The following is a 16,407-nucleotide window of genomic DNA, read 5'->3' on the forward strand; positions in this document are numbered from 1 at the left end:
ATCCAGCTCCAGCGGCAAGAATGTTCGGTGGCTTCGCGCCTTCCTGCGAGGCAGAACCCGCCTCTACGTCAGGAGCTCCATCCCCCTCACATTCTGAACGAGCCGCTTCCGCCTTTTATGAAATCCAGCTCCAGCGGCAAGCTCTTCGTGTCTAAGAACCTTCCACATAAGAAGGCAAAAAGCGCCTTTTATGCGAAAGAACCTTAGCCAGTCAGAGCTGAACGAGCCGCTTCCGCTTTATATATTACCTACGCTTTCTACTTAATCCCATTGCGTTTTCTACTTTGCGTAGTTGTTTGAATGCAACGCGGTTCGCTTTTTCGGCACCTTTGTCTAGAATTTCGTCTAGTTCTGGGGAGTTGATTAGTTCGTTATATTTGTCTTGGATTGGACGAATTGCTTCTACGACTACTTGTGCTAGGTCGCCTTTGAAGTCTCCGTATCCTTTTCCTTCGTACATTGCTTCTATTTCTTCAACTGTTTTTCCAGAGAATGAAGAGTAGATTGTTAATAAGTTAGAGATTCCAGGTTTGTTTTCTTTATCAAATTTCACGATACCTTCAGAATCAGTTACAGCACTTTTAATTTTCTTTTCAATTGTTTTTGGTTCATCAAGCATACTGATCATTGCTTTTGGATTCGGATCAGATTTACTCATTTTTTTCGTAGGTTCTGTTAATGACATAACGCGAGCTCCTACTTTTGGAATACGAATTTCAGGAACAGTGAACACTTCACGGAAGCGTTTGTTGAAACGCTCTGCTAGGTCGCGTGTTAATTCCATATGTTGTTTTTGATCATCACCAACAGGTACGATTTCAGTGTTGTAAAGTAAAATATCAGCAGCCATTAATGGTGGATACGTTAGTAATCCAGCTGGAACTGAATCTCTACCAGAAGATTTATCTTTATATTGCGTCATACGCTCTAATTCTCCAACGTAAGCAACTGATTGCATAATCCATCCTAGTTGAGCGTGTGCTGGTACTTCTGATTGTACAAATAAAGTAGCTTTTTCAGGATCGATGCCGCATGCTACATAAAGTGCAGCAAGACTGCGAATGTTTTTACGAAGTTGTACGGGATCTTGAGGTACTGTAATCGCATGTTGGTTTACAATACAGAAATAACAGTCGTGTTCATTTTGAAGCTCTGTAAATTGCTTCATAGCTCCTAAATAGTTTCCAAGTGTAATCGTTCCACTCGGCTGAATACCAGAAAAGATAACTGACATAAGTAATTCCTCCTAAATTTGAATGCGTGATGGGGAAGAGAAGGCATACAAAAAAGCCCATTCATCCCAAATTACATAGGGACGAATGGACCGCGGTACCACCCTAATTATTTCACAGCTGTGAAATCTCTCAAGATCCATAATAACGTTTGGATATAACGCCAAAGCCTACTACTTTCGGTTCGGTTTGGTGCTCAAAAGCCCATTCCATACTGCGCAATTACTTGTTCACACCAGCCACAAGCTCTCTGAAATTGCCTCAATATGTACTCTTCTTTATCATCGCATACATATAAATTTATTTATTGTTACCTAAGCTCTTTTAATATGAAAGAACTAAAGTTTTATAACAAAATGTTTTGCTGATTATTATATCATATGGAATAGTGTTTGCAAACTACATCAAAATAGTAAAGCTAATGAGGATCGAGAACAACCCAAGTACGATACCGGTAATACAAATCGGATACGTCCATTTGAATGAATATGTTTTATAAATACGTTCTTTCTTATCGATAGGTTCCTCTGCTTCTTCAATTAAAGAGTCAATTTTTTTATTCGTACCAAATACTCTTTGGAATGCGTAAATTGTTACGTTAAAAAATCCGTTTTGAAATATGAATAAAAAACCACCTATAAGAATAAAAAACAATGCAATATAGAATGAGATGTTGACAAAATTCAACAAAAAATGAGATGAAACGAGGAATGCGCCCACACTAGAAGCGATTATCGCAACCAAAAATAGTATACAAGTATGAAAAAAAACTTTATTCAAAATATTCCCCTCCGTCAAAATATTACTAGAATTATTATACTATAAAAGTTATAATAAGTAATATAAATAATTTTTTGAAAATTATACGCAATTGAGGTTCTAATTTCAAGATGATGGTAGCAATGTTAACGTATCCCTTTACAAAAAATTAAAAATATAAACATTTTATTAAAAATTTTAACAAAAAAACAAAAAACTATATTCACAATCGTCATATTATATGTATAATGAAAATTGTAGAAACTTGGAGATTATTCTTTCAATTCTGCTTTTCTACAAGTGAGGGTACAGTAAGTGCAATTAGGGGAGGTAACACAACATGAAGAAAAAGATACCGTTATTAATTGCATCAACGTTGACAGTGAGTATGTTAGGAGCTTGTAGTTATCAAAAAGAAGATAACAAAGCAGGCGCAAAGGAAAAAGCCTCAAATAAACAAGTGTTAAACCTAACTGAAACAGCTGAGATTCCAACAATGGATACGACGTTATCAACAGATGCAGCATCTTCTAACATCATGAATAATACAATGGAAGGATTATATCGTCTGGGGAAAGATGATAAACTCGTTCCAGGTGTCGCTAAATCCTATGAGAAATCAGAGGATGGTAAAAAGTACGTATTTAAATTACGTGAAGATGCGAAATGGTCTAACGGTGATCCTGTAACAGCTAAAGACTTCGTTTATTCTTGGAGAAGAGCTGTAGATTCAAATACGGGTGCCAAGTTTGCTTACATACTATTTGATGTTAAAAATGCGGAGAAAGTTAACAAAAAAGAGTTACCAGTTGAAGAACTTGGTGTAAAGGCCGTTGATGATCACACACTTGAAGTGGAATTAGACAACCCTGTTCCTTATTTTGTAAGTTTAACAGTCTATCCAACATTTTATCCTTTGAATGAGAAGTTTGTAAAAGAACAAGGAGATAAATTCGGATTAGAATCCAATACGACACTTTATAATGGCCCATTCGTTTTAAATGAATGGAAGCATGAACAAAGTTTCAAATTGACGAAGAACCCGACGTATTGGGAAAATAAAGTAGTAAAACTTGAGGAAGTAAACTTCAATATTGTTAAGGATCGTTCAACGGCTATAAATTTATATGAAACAAAAGCAATTGATCGTGTAGTATTAACATCAGAGTTTGTAGATAAATACAAATCAGATGCTGATTTTAAAACAATTAAGAGACCATCTACACAATTCATTCGCTTAAATGAAAAAAATAAGTTTTTAGCAAATAAAAATATCCGAAAAGCAATTGCGATGTCCTTTGAACGTGAAAATATCGGGAAAGTTATCTTAAACGATGGTTCAGAAGGAATGTATGGTTTTGTTCCGAAGGGTTTGGCAAAAGGACCTAACGGAAAAGACTTCCGTGAAGAGAACGGAAAGCTTATAAAAGAGGATGTTAAAGAAGCTCAAAAATATTGGGAAGCTGGTAAAAAAGAACTTGGTGTAGACAAAGTAGAGTTAGAGTTATTAAACTTTGATACTGATGATGCCAAAAAAATCGGAGAGTATTTAAAAGGACAATTCGAAAAGAACTTACCAGGTTTAACAGTTTCAACAAAAATGCAGCCATTTGCACAAAAATTAAAACTTGAAGCAAGTGGAGATTATGCGATGTCATATGCGGGATGGAGTCCAGATTATATGGATCCAATGTCATTCCTTGAAATGTATACAACAGGTAATTCACAAAATAAAGTGAATTACGCAAATCCAGCTTATGATGAACTAATTAAGAAAGCCAAAACAGAAGTAGATGTACAAGCTCGTTGGGATGCTCTATTAAAAGCAGAACAACAACTGCTTGAAGATGCAGCGATTGCTCCAGTATATCAACCTGGAAAGGCATATTTACAACGTAGTTCAATTACAGGCCTATTAGAACATAAATATGGCGGAGAATTTAGCTATAAGTGGGTTGAACTCAAAAACTAAAAATGGTTTCCATCATGAATAAGGGTATATGCCTATGATGGGCATATGCTCTTATTTTAAAAAAATAAAAGTAAGAATATTTTAAACTATCTTATTGCTTTTGAGAAAAACGGGGAGGTGCTTGACTATGGGACGTTATGTATTAAAACGTTTCGTGTACATGGCTTTGACATTATTTTTAATTACTACACTGACTTTCTTCTTGATGAAATTACTTCCGGGTTCTCCGCTGAAAAACCAGGAGAAGTTATCACCGGCACAAAAAGAAATCATTCTTGAAAAATATGGTTTAAATGATCCGGTACCAGTTCAATATGCACGTTACTTAGGTAACTTAGCAAAAGGTGATTTAGGGGTATCATTCCAATATGATAACCGTCCGGTAACAGATATGATTGTGGATCGTATTGGACCATCAGCACAACTTGGTTTACAAGCGATTATATTAGGAACATTTATCGGTTTAATTTTAGGAATCATTGCGGCACTTCGTAACAATACGTGGGTCGATTATGGGGCGACAATTATTTCCGTACTCGGGATGTCGGTACCATCATTCGTATTCGCCGCATTACTACAATATTTCGTAGGGGTAAAACTTGGTTGGTTCCCAGTAGCATTCTGGAAAGGACCGGAGTTTACTGTAATGCCTACAATTGCACTATCGATGGGAGTTATCGCAACAATCGCACGTTTCTCTCGTGCAGAATTAATTGAAGTTATGCAAGCTGACTACATTTTAACAGCGAAAGCAAAAGGGATTAGTCAAGGCGTTATCATTGTAAAACACGCACTTCGTAACGCGTTAATTCCAGTTGTAACAATTTTAGGGCCAATGGTTGCTGCATTAATTACAGGGACACTTGTTATTGAGCAAATTTATGCTGTACCAGGACTTGGGGAACAATTCGTTAAATCTATTACAGTAAATGACTATACAATTATTATGGGAACTACGATTTTCTATAGTGCAATCTTCATTTTAGTTATTTTCATTGTCGATATTTTATACGGAATTATTGATCCTCGTATTCGTTTAGCGGGAGGGAAAAAATGATGAAAGATGTACAAAAATTATCTCCAGATTTATTTCAACAAGCCAATCAAAATAATGTTGATAATGAAGTCATTGCCCGTCCAAGCTTAACGTTTTGGCAAGATGTAAGAAGACGATTGTTCCAACATAAAGGAGCAATGTTTGGTTTCATTTTATTAGCGCTTATTATATTACTAGCAATTTTTGGACCGATGATAAGTAAACACTCGTATAAAGAGCAAGACTTAGGTCGTGCGAAAATGCCACCGAAAATTCCAGTGATTGAAAATGTTCATTGGTTACCATTTGACGGTACAGATCAATATGGTGTTGACCAATATGAAAAACGTGATATTAAAGAGTACTTCTGGTTTGGTACAGATGATCTTGGCCGTGATTTATGGACAAGAACTTGGGAAGGTACGCGTGTATCATTATATATCGCTCTTTTAGCAGCAGCAATTGACTTAGTAATTGGGGTTGCATACGGAGGTATTTCAGCGTTCTACGGCGGCAGAGTAGATAATATTATGCAACGGATTATGGAGATTATTAACGGTATTCCATACTTAATCATCGTTATTTTAATGGTAATCATTATGGGGTCAGGTATTTGGTCGATCACACTCGCGATGGCGATTACAGGTTGGATAGGGATGTCGCGGATTGTTCGTGGACAAATCTTAAAGTTAAAAAACCAAGAGTATGTATTAGCGTCTCGTACATTAGGTGCAACAAATACACAATTAATTGTGAAACACTTAATTCCAAACGTTATGGGACCAATTATCGTAATGACAATGTTTACAATTCCATCAGCGGTGTTTGGTGAGGCATTCTTAAGCTTCATCGGTTTAGGCATTCAGCCACCATTCGCATCACTTGGTTCTCTTGTAAATGATGGATATAAATCAATTCAAACGTATCCACACATGATGTTCATCCCTGCGGTTGTCATCAGTATGTTAATTCTAGCATTCAACTTAATGGCAGATGGATTACGCGATGCGTTAGATCCAAAAATGCGTAAGTAAACGAGGAGGGAGAAGTAAAAATGAAAACATTGTTAGAGGTAAAAGATTTACAAGTCTCCTTTGATACACATGCAGGTGAAGTACAAGCAGTGCGCGGAGTTACTTTTGATTTGAAAAAAGGGGAAACATTAGCGATTGTAGGAGAGTCTGGTTCTGGGAAATCAGTTACTTCTAAAGCGCTAATGGGATTAATCCCGAATCCTCCAGGCCGTATTAAAAATGGAGAGATTGTATTTGACGGTCGTGATTTAACGAAACTAACAGAAAAAGAAATGCAGCAAGTACGCGGTAAAGACATTGCGATGATTTTCCAAGATCCAATGACATCATTAAACCCAACGATGACAATTGGTAATCAGATTATGGAAGGTCTTATTAAACACCAAGGGATGAGTAGAGCAGATGCACGTAAAGTTGCTTTAGAATTAATCGACCTTGTAGGTATTCCAAATCCAGAAGCGCGCTTAAAACAATATCCTCACCAATTCTCAGGTGGTATGAGACAACGTGTAGTTATTGCGATGGCGTTAGCTTGTAATCCGAAATTATTAATTGCCGATGAGCCGACAACAGCGCTAGACGTTACAATTCAAGCGCAAATTTTAGAACTTATGAAGGACATTCAGCAAAAAACAGAAGCAGCAATCATTTTCATTACGCATGACTTAGGTGTAGTGGCAAACGTTGCAGACCGAGTTGCGGTTATGTACGCTGGTAAAGTTGTTGAAATTGGAACGGTTGATGAAATTTTCTACAATCCAAAACATCCATACACATGGGGCTTAATCGCATCTATGCCAAGCTTAGATGGTTCAGAGGACGAGCTATATGCGATTCCAGGAACGCCTCCAGACTTATTAAAACCGCCAAAGGGTGATGCTTTTGCACCACGTAACCCGCAGGCGCTGAAAATTGATTTTGAAATGGAACCACCTTTATTTAAAGTAAGTGATACACATTATGCGGCAACTTGGTTACTTCATGAGCAAGCGCCAGAAGTAAAACCACCAGCAGTTGTTGAAAAACGTATTCTTCAAATGAAAGCAGGTGAACAACATGACTAAACAACGTGAGAAATTAATTGAAGTGAAAAATGTGAAACAACACTTTGATGTGAGTGGTGGTGTTGTTAAAGCAGTTAATGATATTTCATTTGATATTTACCGCGGTGAAACATTTGGACTTGTAGGAGAATCTGGTTGTGGTAAGTCAACAACTGGAAGAACGATCATTCGTTTATACGATGCAACTGCCGGTGAAGTGTTGTTCGATGGTGAAAATGTACATGGGAAAAAATCACGCGCAGAACTTAAGAAGTTCAACCGTAAAATGCAAATGATTTTCCAAGATCCATATGCATCATTAAATCCTCGTATGACAGTAGGGGATATTATCGCAGAAGGTATTGATATTCACGGACTAGCAAAAGGCAAAAAAGAGCGTATGGACCGTGTTCACGAGCTGTTAAATACAGTTGGTTTAAATAAAGAGCACGCGAACCGTTTCCCGCATGAATTCTCAGGCGGACAACGTCAACGTATCGGTATCGCTCGTGCGCTAGCTGTAGAACCTGAATTTATCATTGCTGATGAACCAATCTCAGCACTTGACGTATCGATTCAGGCGCAAGTTGTAAACTTACTGAAACAGTTACAAAGAGAAAAAGGTTTAACATACTTATTCATCGCCCATGATTTATCAATGGTAAAATACATTAGTGATCGCATTGGTGTAATGTACCGTGGTCAAATCGTTGAGTTGACAACAAGTGAAGAGTTATATGCGAATCCAATGCATCCATATACAAAATCACTACTATCTGCAATTCCGCTTCCAGATCCAGATTATGAGCGCAATCGTAAACGTATCGTATACGATCCAACTCAGCATGATTATGGTAGCGAAGTACCAACAATGCGTGAAATTCGCCCAGGACATTTCGTATTATGTTCTGAAGCGGAGTATAAGAAATATAAAGAGATTTATCAATAAAAAAGTAGAGCCATTCTTCTATTACAGAAGGATGGCTCTACTTTTTTATACTAGTTAAACTTAAGTTAGTATAAAGAGATTTTATCCAAGTTCTTTTTCTGTTTAAAGACAGCGAAGTAAGAGTTTCCGAGAATGAAGAAAAAGGCGACTGAAATCAGCCGCCTTTTTTTCATTTAGAAACACTTTTATTTTATTGCGCTTGAACAGAAGCACTATCTTCTTGTTCATCAGGTTTAACAAGTGCATAATTTTCCCACGATCTACTTCTCCATCGGAAGAACATAATAATCGCCCGCGTCCATTCATCAATAGCAATCGCTAGCCAAATACCAACGAGCCCCATGTCTAAATGGAAGGCGAAAAAGTAACCGAGTGGTAAGCTCATTAACACCATGGAGAATGCGCCGATTAAAACAGGATATTTTGCATCGCCAGCTGCACGAAGTGAATTAATGATGACGATGTTCATCGTCCGTCCTGTTTCAAGTAGTACACTTAGTAAAAGAACGCTTGCCCCTAGAGCGATAATATGAGGATTATCCGTAAATAGTCCCATTAATTGTGTGCGGAATGTAACAACGAGCATGACCATAAATAAAGTTACACCAATCGCCCATTGTACACTTTTCCATACGCGTGTGTAAGCTTCATCCTTTTCATTTCCGCCAACTAGGCGTCCAACGATAATAGCTGTTCCCATACCGATAGCAATGGCGAATAAATAAGTGAACATGGAAATGTTAGTAGCGTATTGTCTTGCAGCTAACGATTCCGTACCTAAGTATGTTGCGTAATATAAGAAGACAATTTGACAAGCTTGATACATGACTTGTTCGAATGCAGATGGAATGCCAATCTTCAAAATTTTGCCAACATATTCTTTTGATAAAGTGAAGTAATATTGTAATTTCACACGGTATTCCATAACGCGGTATAGTAACCAGAAGAAAATGATAAGTGCGATTAACCGGCTGACAGCGGAAGAAATCGCGGCCCCTTGCACACCAAGTTCAGGGAAACCGAATTTCCCGAAAATAAGTACGTAGTTTCCGGCGATATGAATAATATTCATTCCAAGCGAAACAAACATCGCTTGCTTTGTAAAGCCGTGAACGCGGATAATTGCGGCTAATGAGTTAATAATAGCTTGAAGGAAAATAGCTCCTCCGACGATGGATAGATAGCTTTGTGCATACGTTAGTACATCGCCTTGTAAATTCATTGCCGTCATCATATGTTTTGAAAATAAAAGAAAACCAGCGCTTATAATGAGTCCGACCACTAAATTTAATGTGACGGCTAATGCTGATATTTTTGATGCTTCCATAAAGCGTTTAGAACCGAGGTATTGGGATACAACGATAGCTGCACCATTCCCGATGACTTCTAGTACTAAAATCGCGATATGAAGGTATTGATTCGCTGCACCAACCCCAGATACAGCATCGTCTGATAATGCACTTAACATGAAAGTATCAGCGATCCCCATCAGCATAAAAAGAAAAACTTCTAGAAAAATAGGCCATGTTAATAAGAATAAACTTAATTTCTCTGTTGGCCCGTTTTTTGAGCGAATTGCTGTCATGTCCGTCCCCTCTTTACCGATATCTATTTTTAGCAAAGTGTATCGTAACACACTTTCATATCCTTTGCACTTATTTTAGCCTACATATTTTCAATATGAATAAACCTTCATTTTATGACAAAAAAGGAGGAATAATTATGCGTAAGATATTATAGAATATAAAATTTATTTTTCTCTGATAATTTAGAAAAGTATAAAAATCGTCATTTTCAACACTTTAATTCAATAAAAACGCAGTATGAAACGTTTACAAATACACAAAGTGTTAACAGAAAATTTTAATAAAATAGAAATATAAATATACAAAGAATATATTTGTGTGTATAATATGAATTATTAGAACATATATATATTTCTTTCTGTTTGAAAATGAAAGGGCTAACATTTTTTTGGAGGGTGGAAGTATGAAAAAAAAGATACCAGTTTTTGTAGCATCAACAGTAGCAATGAGCATGATTTTAGGGGCATGTGGCTACCAAAAAGATGAACCGCAAGCGAACGCAAAAGGGGATAGCGGGAAAAGCGGTGCGAAGCAAGTTATAAACTTAATTGAAACGCAAGAAATTCCAACGATGGACCCTGCGTTATCAGCTGATGCAGTTTCTTCAAAAGTAATGAACAATACGATGGAAGGTCTATACCGCCTTGGGAAAGACGATAAATTAGTTCCAGGTGTAGCGAAAGAATTCCAAAAGTCAGAAGACGGTAAAAAGTATACATTTAAATTACGTGAAGATGCAAAATGGTCAAATGGTGAACCTGTAACGGCGAAAGATTTCGTGTATGCATGGCAAAGAGCAATTAATCCAGATACAGCTGCGAAATCGGCGTACATTATGTACGATATAAAAAATGCTGAGAAAATTAATAAAAAAGAGATGAGTCCAGACCAATTAGGCGTGAAAGCGATTGATGATCATACATTAGAAGTAGAATTAGATAATTCTATCCCATATCTTATTGATTTAATGGTCTATCCGATCTTCTATCCTGTTAATGAAAAGTATGTGAAAGAGCAAGGGACGAAGTTTGGTTTAGAAGCAAATACAACACTTTACAACGGTCCATTTACATTAAGTGATTGGCAACATGAACGTAGTTTCAAAATGACAAAGAGCCCATCGTATTGGGACAATAAAGAAGTGAAACTTGAGGAAGTAAACTTTAATATTGTAAAAGATACGTCTACGCCAATTAATTTATATGAAACAAACGCAGTCGATCGAGCGACGTTATTAGCAGAGTTCATCGATAAATATAAAGGAAAACCAGATTTCAAAACAGTAGAAGAGACATCTGTATTCTTCCTTCGTTTAAATCAAAAAGACCCATCTTTAGCAAATAAAAATATTCGTAAAGCAATTTCACTTGGCTTTGATCGTAAACCATTCGTTGATACATTATTAAATAACGGTTCTAGGCCAGCGACAGGATTAATTCCTGATAATTTCATTAAAGGTCCGGATAAAAAAGATTTCCGTGCTGAAAATGGAGATATTATAAAACCAAATGTAAAAGAAGCGAAAAAGTATTGGGAAGCTGGTAAAAAAGAGCTTGGTAAAAATGAAATTGAATTAGAGATGTTAAATGAAGACGTTGAATTATCGAAGAAAACTGGTGAATATTTAAAAGGTGAGTTAGAAAAGAATTTACCAGGCTTAACAGTGAAAATTAAACAACAACCATTCGCACAAAAACTAAAATTAGAAGATGCAGGCGATTATGTAATGTCATTCTCTGGATGGGGGGCAGACTTCCCAGATCCAGTTACATATCTTGATATGTTTGTAACTGACGGAGCCCAAAACAAAATGAAGTATTCTAATCCGAAGTACGATGAGATTATTATGAAAGCGAAGAAAGATGGAAGCGATGTAAATGCTCGCTGGAAAAACTTACTTGAAGCAGAAAAAATGCTACTTGATGACGCTGCGATTGTTCCGGTATATCAACGTGGTAGAGCATATTTACAAAGAGAAACAATTAAAGATATGTACAACCATAAATATGGCCCCGATGTAAGCTTTAAATGGGCATCAGTAGGAAAATAAGAAAAAAGCAGGTGATGACCTGCTTTTTTTTAATACGTACGTTTTTTATAAATGCCTTTCCCGCCAACTTGGTTCCAGCCAGATTGTACATCTAAACTTTTGTTAACAAACTTCATTTTTTCTTTCCCACCAAAGAGTTTTTCACCGATGCTATTTGTAATGACACCAATCAATGCTGTTATTCCGATGATGAGGGTAGCAACAATGATAAAATCAGTAAAAAAAGCGATCATATGCAAATTCCCCCTTTGTCTGTCTGTATTTTTATTGTATGAGATAAATGGTAAAAAAGAAAGAAATGTCAGAAAAATATTCGATTTACTTTAGAAAGCATATAGACATGAGCGGAGAGATTTGTTAAAATAAGAACAAATGTTCCTTTTATTTCTAACCTTTAGAGTCTTACATTTCTCAATTGTTTTGTCGGGAAAAGGTAAGAAAACGCTCTCTTTTTAACGAGGAAGATTATGAAACTGTAATTGTATATCAAGTGAAGATTATTGTAGAAAGTAAGTATCAAAAGGGTTGAAGACCGTTGTTAAAGGACAGTTTTACTCAGTATAATCATGTTGCATAGCAGTGGAGTACACGGAGAAATTTTCTCAACTAGCAGTAAATTCACTGTATATTTCTTGCAAAAACTATTGTATAATGATTATAGAAGTTACTTATTAAAAGTAATTATTGTTGCTTACATGAATTGCGATTTTTTACTTTGCTATAAGACAAGTTATCGCGAAAAATTGCGGAAGTTAGAAATTTAAACTGTAATTAGTACAGAATTTGTACTCTTTAAGGAGAGTGAGCTTTGTATGGTAACATTATATAGTTCTCCAAGCTGTACGTCTTGTAGAAAGGCGAAATTATGGCTAGAGGAAAATCATATTCCTTATACAGAACGTAATATTTTCTCAGATCCATTAACGATTGATGAGATTAAAGAGATTTTACGTATGACAGAAAGCGGAACGGATGAGATTATTTCTACTCGTTCAAAAGTTTTCCAAGAATTGAATGTGAACTTAGAGTCTTTACCACTTCAAGATTTATATAAGATGATTCGTGATTATCCAGGTATTTTACGTCGTCCAATTATGATTGACGAAAAACGCCTTCAAGTAGGTTACAACGAAGATGAAATCCGTCGTTTCTTACCACGTACAGTAAGAACGTTCCAATTACGTGAAGCACAGCGTCTTGTAAATTAATTATAATAATATGAAAACCTTCTACCTATTATAGAGTAGAAGGTTTTTTTTTACTGTTTAACATTACGTAATCGCACTTGTTGAACGATAAAGCCTATGCATAAAATGGTGAAAATGAACAAATAAGGGATACTTGTGGCAAAACTAGGATTATGATGAAAAAACGTTGCAAGTCTGTCTTCGTGTGTAATCATTTTTCCTGCTGTATAGGCGAGAACTGCTGCTCCGCAATAAATGAGAAATGGAAAGCGTTCCATGAGTATTAAAATAAGTTTGCTTCCCCAAATGATAATCGGGATAGAAATGAATAAACCGATAATTACGAGTGAAAGTCTTCCGTGAGCTGCTCCTGCAATGGCAATAACATTGTCAAACCCCATAACGAGATCCGCGAATACAATTGTACGCACAGCTTGGAATAAAGTCGTTTTTCCTTTGATAGAAGAAAGGTCGTTGTTATTATCAGTGAGTAAATTGACCGCAATTAATGTGAGTAAAATTCCGCCGGTGAGTTGTAAAAATGGGATATCAAGTAAATAGACAGCTAGTATCGTGAGGAGAATTCGTAGCACAATTGCTAACATAGTACCAATCAAAATGGCTTTATTTCGTTTTGCTTCAGGTAAATTTCGGCTAGCTAGTGCGATGACAATTGCGTTATCGCCACCTAGTACAACATCGATACCGACAATCATTAGTACAGATGTTAAAAACTCTAAGTCCATTCGTCTGCCTCCATTTATGATGTTTTAATAAGCGAAATATATGTATGTGGTGAAGAAAGTTTGTCTAGTTTTGATCCCGCGCGCCTGGGGAAAAAATAATCACCTCTAATAGAAGTTTCACTTTATTACAGTGTACGAGGGAATATGGGAATGTATGTCCAAATTTTTTGCGAGCAGTGAATTGGTATAATGGTATATTTATTCCGATTAGTGCGAGCTAATAATCAGTGGAGGATGAAAAAAATACTGATTATTGTTTCACTTTATGTAAAAAGTCGAATACAGATAGGTATATAACTATTTTTGTAAAATAAATCGATTTTATTTCCCTTCTGGAGAATCTTATCATAAAATGAGAGTACAAGAATCTATTGTTTTGTCATATGAGTGGGGAATCCCTTCATAACAATTCTAAGCAGGAAGGGAGCGTTGTATTTTGGATATTGAAAGAATTAATGACCATACGATGAAATTTTTTATTACGTACATTGATATAGAGGACAGAGGGTTTAATCGTGAAGAAATTTGGTATGATCGCGAACGAAGTGAAGAGCTCTTTTGGGAGATGATGGACGAAGCTCGTGATCATGATGATTTCTTTATCGATGGGCCGTTATGGATCCAAGTGCAAGCAGTCGATAAAGGGATTGAAGTACTTGTAACGAAAGCGGAGCTTTCAAAGGATGGACAAAAGCTGGAATTACCAATAGGTGTAGACAAAATTATAGACATTCCTCTAGATGAAGGCATCGAATCATTATTCCAGCAAGAATTAGTGGAAGAGGTAGAAGAACAAGTAGGAACAAACTTTAATGAAGATGGTACGTTTGGCTTTTTAATTAAGTTTAATGATTTTGAAGATGTTATTTCATTAAGTCATCGTCTTATCTTTGAAGATATAAAAGATGAATTACATTCATTTGAGGACCGCTATTATGTATATGTGGAATTCGATGAAGTGCTACATGATGAAGAAGAGATTGATCGTATTTTAAGTATTGTTTTAGAATATGGAGAAGAATCTACTTTAACGATTCACCGTGTAAGTGAGTATGGGAAACAGGTTGTGAAAGAGCGTGCGCTTGAGACAATTCGCAACAATTTCCCTCCTAAAACGTAGGCCGATTTCTATAGTATGAAATCGGCTTTTTTTATGAAGAATAGGAAGGCTTTCTTATTAGGGGGGAAGAGATGAAAAATACACTAAAACTACTTTTCTTTTTTCTACTACTGTTCGCATTATTTGTTTCATTACGCATGTTTATTGATGTAGCATTTTATTCGGATGTCATGGGGATAAAGGATGTTTCGATTTTAGGTATTATTAGTATTTTATTTACGGTTTCCGCATTTTTAATTGGATGTGTTATTTTCTTAGAAAATCGCCATCCGTCAAAAACACTTACGTGGTTAATCGTACTAGGTATTTTTCCAGTGTTCGGTTTCTTTGCTTATCTTTTATTTGGACAAAACTTTCGCAGAAAAAGAATGTTCCAAAAGAAGGCATTACTCGATGAACAGGCGTTTTTACAATATAAGGGACACGAAGATTACGAAGAACGGATTTTACGAAATCATAAGCATCAAGAATTGTTATTTCGTTTAGCAGATCGATTGGGTGCTTTAAATATTTCATTTCAAACTGAAACGAGGACATTAACAAATGGAGACGAAACGTTTCAGGCAATTTTAGATGGGTTAAATCGAGCGAAACACCACATTCATATGGAGTATTACATTGTACGTGATGACAAGCTCGGTACAGAAATTAAAGATATTTTAATAAAAAAATCAAAAGAAGGCGTTGTCGTTCGTTTTTTATACGACGCGGTTGGAAGCTTTAAATTATCAAATTCGTATATTGCAGAATTGAATGATGCAGGAGTAGAAATGATTCCATTTTTCCCTGTGCGCTTTCCAATTTTAAACGATAAAATTAATTATCGAAACCACCGAAAAATCGTTATTATAGATGGAAATGAGGGGTTTGTAGGTGGATTAAATATTGGTGATGAGTATTTAGGGAAGGATAAATATTTCGGTTTTTGGCGAGACACGCATTTATATTTACGCGGTGAAGCAGTTCAAAGTTTACAGCTAATTTTCCTTCAAGACTGGTTTTATATGACTGGTGAGGCGGTATTAGCACCTGAATATTTACAAGCGGAAGCAGTTGAGGGTGATCATTGGGGCGGAGTCCAACTTGTTGGAGGTGGACCGGATAATAAATGGGAAACAATTAAACATTTATATTTTGCAATGATTGCTTCAGCTAGGAAATCGATTTGGATTGCAACACCATACTTTATTCCAGATGATGATATTTTATCTGCATTAAAAGTAGCTGCACTTGCTGGTATCGATGTTCGTTTGTTAATGCCAAGTAAGCCAGATAAGCGGACTGTCTTTTATGCATCAAGATCGTACTTTCCGGAGTTATTAGATGCAGGAGTAAAAATATATGAATATGAAAAAGGGTTTCTTCATAGTAAAGTTGTCATCGTGGATTCTGATCTCGCATCAATTGGGACAGCTAATATGGATATGAGAAGTTTTCATTTAAACTTTGAAGTAAATGCCTTTTTATATGATACAGGTAGCATTAGAAAGCTCGTTCAAGATTTTAAAGACGATTTAGAAGAATCCAGTGAAATTCATGTTGACCGATTTCATAAGAGACGTCTTCATAGGCGGATTGTTGAATCGACGTACCGGTTATTATCACCTTTATTATAGAAAGAGATGTCCTAATTTAGGACATCTCTTTTTTTGAGAGGAATTTGTAGTAAATTGTAGAATACAAGAAGTTGAAA

Annotated in this window: 15 protein-coding genes and 1 other annotated feature; of the genes, 10 read left to right on the top strand and 5 right to left on the bottom strand. The window is 36.1% G+C overall.

From position 1 onward, the window contains the following. Positions 1-207 (top strand): hypothetical protein (locus tag ABH959_RS28850; protein ID WP_404493530.1); only part of this gene is annotated, 207 nt, incomplete at its 5' end. A gap of 37 nt (positions 208-244) precedes the next feature. Here ABH959_RS28850 and trpS read toward each other — a convergent pair. Together trpS and ABH959_RS28860 are read right to left on the bottom strand one after the other, a co-directional pair. Beyond that, positions 245-1,234, bottom strand: a complete 990-nt coding sequence (trpS, locus tag ABH959_RS28855) for a tryptophan--tRNA ligase (protein ID WP_000110999.1) — start codon at positions 1,232-1,234, stop codon at positions 245-247. A 74-nt stretch (positions 1,235-1,308) separates the two neighbouring features. Beyond that, positions 1,309-1,526 (bottom strand) — a binding site (T-box leader). A gap of 105 nt (positions 1,527-1,631) precedes the next feature. Continuing rightward, positions 1,632-2,012 carry a DUF3899 domain-containing protein gene (locus tag ABH959_RS28860; RefSeq protein ID WP_002125921.1) on the bottom strand — a complete coding sequence of 127 codons (381 nt, stop codon included), beginning with the start codon at positions 2,010-2,012 and terminating at the stop codon, positions 1,632-1,634. Positions 2,013-2,331: 319 nt separating this feature from the next. On the opposite strand from ABH959_RS28860, the gene ABH959_RS28865 reads away from it, so the two are divergent. The 5 genes from ABH959_RS28865 (at position 2,332) to ABH959_RS28885 (ending at position 8,025) form a co-directional block, all read left to right on the top strand. Further along, positions 2,332-3,963, top strand: a complete 1,632-nt coding sequence (locus ABH959_RS28865) for a peptide ABC transporter substrate-binding protein (RefSeq protein WP_113937675.1) — start codon at positions 2,332-2,334, stop codon at positions 3,961-3,963. Positions 3,964-4,090: 127 nt separating this feature from the next. Then, the gene (gene opp3b / locus ABH959_RS28870; RefSeq protein WP_000534164.1) at positions 4,091-5,020 is read left to right on the top strand and encodes an oligopeptide ABC transporter permease; all 930 of its coding nucleotides are present in this window, start codon (positions 4,091-4,093) and stop codon (positions 5,018-5,020) included. Further along, positions 5,017-6,033: an oligopeptide ABC transporter permease gene (opp3C, locus tag ABH959_RS28875; RefSeq protein ID WP_113937676.1), complete on the top strand. Its 1,017-nt coding sequence runs from the start codon at positions 5,017-5,019 to the stop codon at positions 6,031-6,033. The genes opp3b and opp3C overlap by 4 nt, the downstream gene beginning before the upstream one ends. A gap of 20 nt (positions 6,034-6,053) precedes the next feature. Next, a complete protein-coding gene (locus ABH959_RS28880) occupies positions 6,054-7,097 on the top strand; it encodes an ABC transporter ATP-binding protein (RefSeq protein ID WP_113937677.1) in 1,044 nt (347 codons plus the stop codon). Further along, the gene (locus ABH959_RS28885) at positions 7,090-8,025 is read left to right on the top strand and encodes an ABC transporter ATP-binding protein (RefSeq protein WP_113937678.1); all 936 of its coding nucleotides are present in this window, start codon (positions 7,090-7,092) and stop codon (positions 8,023-8,025) included. Before ABH959_RS28880 ends, ABH959_RS28885 begins: the two co-directional genes overlap by 8 nt. Positions 8,026-8,215: 190 nt before the next feature. Here ABH959_RS28885 and ABH959_RS28890 read toward each other — a convergent pair whose 3' ends face one another. Next, complete coding sequence (locus ABH959_RS28890) at positions 8,216-9,661, bottom strand: MATE family efflux transporter (RefSeq protein ID WP_113937679.1); 1,446 nt, start codon at positions 9,659-9,661, stop codon at positions 8,216-8,218. 353 nt (positions 9,662-10,014) lie between these two features. Between ABH959_RS28890 and ABH959_RS28895 the strand changes: the two genes are divergently transcribed. Next, positions 10,015-11,661, top strand: a complete 1,647-nt coding sequence (locus ABH959_RS28895) for a peptide ABC transporter substrate-binding protein (protein ID WP_113937680.1) — start codon at positions 10,015-10,017, stop codon at positions 11,659-11,661. Between the two features lie 29 nt (positions 11,662-11,690). On the opposite strand, the gene ABH959_RS28900 is transcribed toward ABH959_RS28895, so the two are convergent. Beyond that, a complete protein-coding gene (locus tag ABH959_RS28900) occupies positions 11,691-11,894 on the bottom strand; it encodes a hypothetical protein (RefSeq protein ID WP_000559981.1) in 204 nt (67 codons plus the stop codon). A gap of 579 nt (positions 11,895-12,473) precedes the next feature. Between ABH959_RS28900 and spx the strand changes: the two genes are divergently transcribed. Continuing rightward, positions 12,474-12,869 carry a transcriptional regulator Spx gene (gene spx, locus ABH959_RS28905; protein ID WP_002011348.1) on the top strand — a complete coding sequence of 132 codons (396 nt, stop codon included), beginning with the start codon at positions 12,474-12,476 and terminating at the stop codon, positions 12,867-12,869. A 50-nt stretch (positions 12,870-12,919) separates the two neighbouring features. On the opposite strand, the gene ABH959_RS28910 is transcribed toward spx, so the two are convergent. Next, positions 12,920-13,594 (bottom strand): TerC family protein, encoded by a 675-nt coding sequence (locus tag ABH959_RS28910; RefSeq protein ID WP_002011349.1) that lies wholly within the window; start codon positions 13,592-13,594, stop codon positions 12,920-12,922. A gap of 436 nt (positions 13,595-14,030) precedes the next feature. Between ABH959_RS28910 and mecA the strand changes: the two genes are divergently transcribed. After that, complete coding sequence (mecA, locus tag ABH959_RS28915; protein WP_002149820.1) at positions 14,031-14,714, top strand: adaptor protein MecA; 684 nt, start codon at positions 14,031-14,033, stop codon at positions 14,712-14,714. Between the two features lie 71 nt (positions 14,715-14,785). Further along, positions 14,786-16,330, top strand: coding sequence for a cardiolipin synthase (locus ABH959_RS28920; protein ID WP_113937681.1), 1,545 nt, complete (start codon positions 14,786-14,788; stop codon positions 16,328-16,330). Positions 16,331-16,407 lie beyond the last annotated feature (77 nt).

The sequence above is a fragment of the Bacillus sp. RC51 genome (assembly GCF_044908115.1).
In the GTDB taxonomy this organism is placed as follows: Bacteria; Bacillota; Bacilli; order Bacillales; family Bacillaceae_G; genus Bacillus_A; species Bacillus_A mycoides.

Bases quoted from the DNA above. Each gene is read 5' to 3' on its own strand.
- ABH959_RS28885 (WP_113937678.1), top strand. From the start codon at position 7,090: ATGACTAAACAACGTGAGAAATTAATTGAAGTGAAAAATGTGAAACAA.
- spx (WP_002011348.1), top strand. From the start codon at position 12,474: ATGGTAACATTATATAGTTCTCCAAGCTGTACGTCTTGTAGAAAGGCG.
- opp3b (WP_000534164.1), top strand. From the start codon at position 4,091: ATGGGACGTTATGTATTAAAACGTTTCGTGTACATGGCTTTGACATTA.
- ABH959_RS28900 (WP_000559981.1), bottom strand. From the start codon at position 11,894: ATGATCGCTTTTTTTACTGATTTTATCATTGTTGCTACCCTCATCATC.
- ABH959_RS28880 (WP_113937677.1), top strand. From the start codon at position 6,054: ATGAAAACATTGTTAGAGGTAAAAGATTTACAAGTCTCCTTTGATACA.
- opp3C (WP_113937676.1), top strand. From the start codon at position 5,017: ATGATGAAAGATGTACAAAAATTATCTCCAGATTTATTTCAACAAGCC.
- ABH959_RS28920 (WP_113937681.1), top strand. From the start codon at position 14,786: ATGAAAAATACACTAAAACTACTTTTCTTTTTTCTACTACTGTTCGCA.
- ABH959_RS28895 (WP_113937680.1), top strand. From the start codon at position 10,015: ATGAAAAAAAAGATACCAGTTTTTGTAGCATCAACAGTAGCAATGAGC.
- ABH959_RS28910 (WP_002011349.1), bottom strand. From the start codon at position 13,594: ATGGACTTAGAGTTTTTAACATCTGTACTAATGATTGTCGGTATCGAT.
- trpS (WP_000110999.1), bottom strand. From the start codon at position 1,234: ATGTCAGTTATCTTTTCTGGTATTCAGCCGAGTGGAACGATTACACTT.
- ABH959_RS28865 (WP_113937675.1), top strand. From the start codon at position 2,332: ATGAAGAAAAAGATACCGTTATTAATTGCATCAACGTTGACAGTGAGT.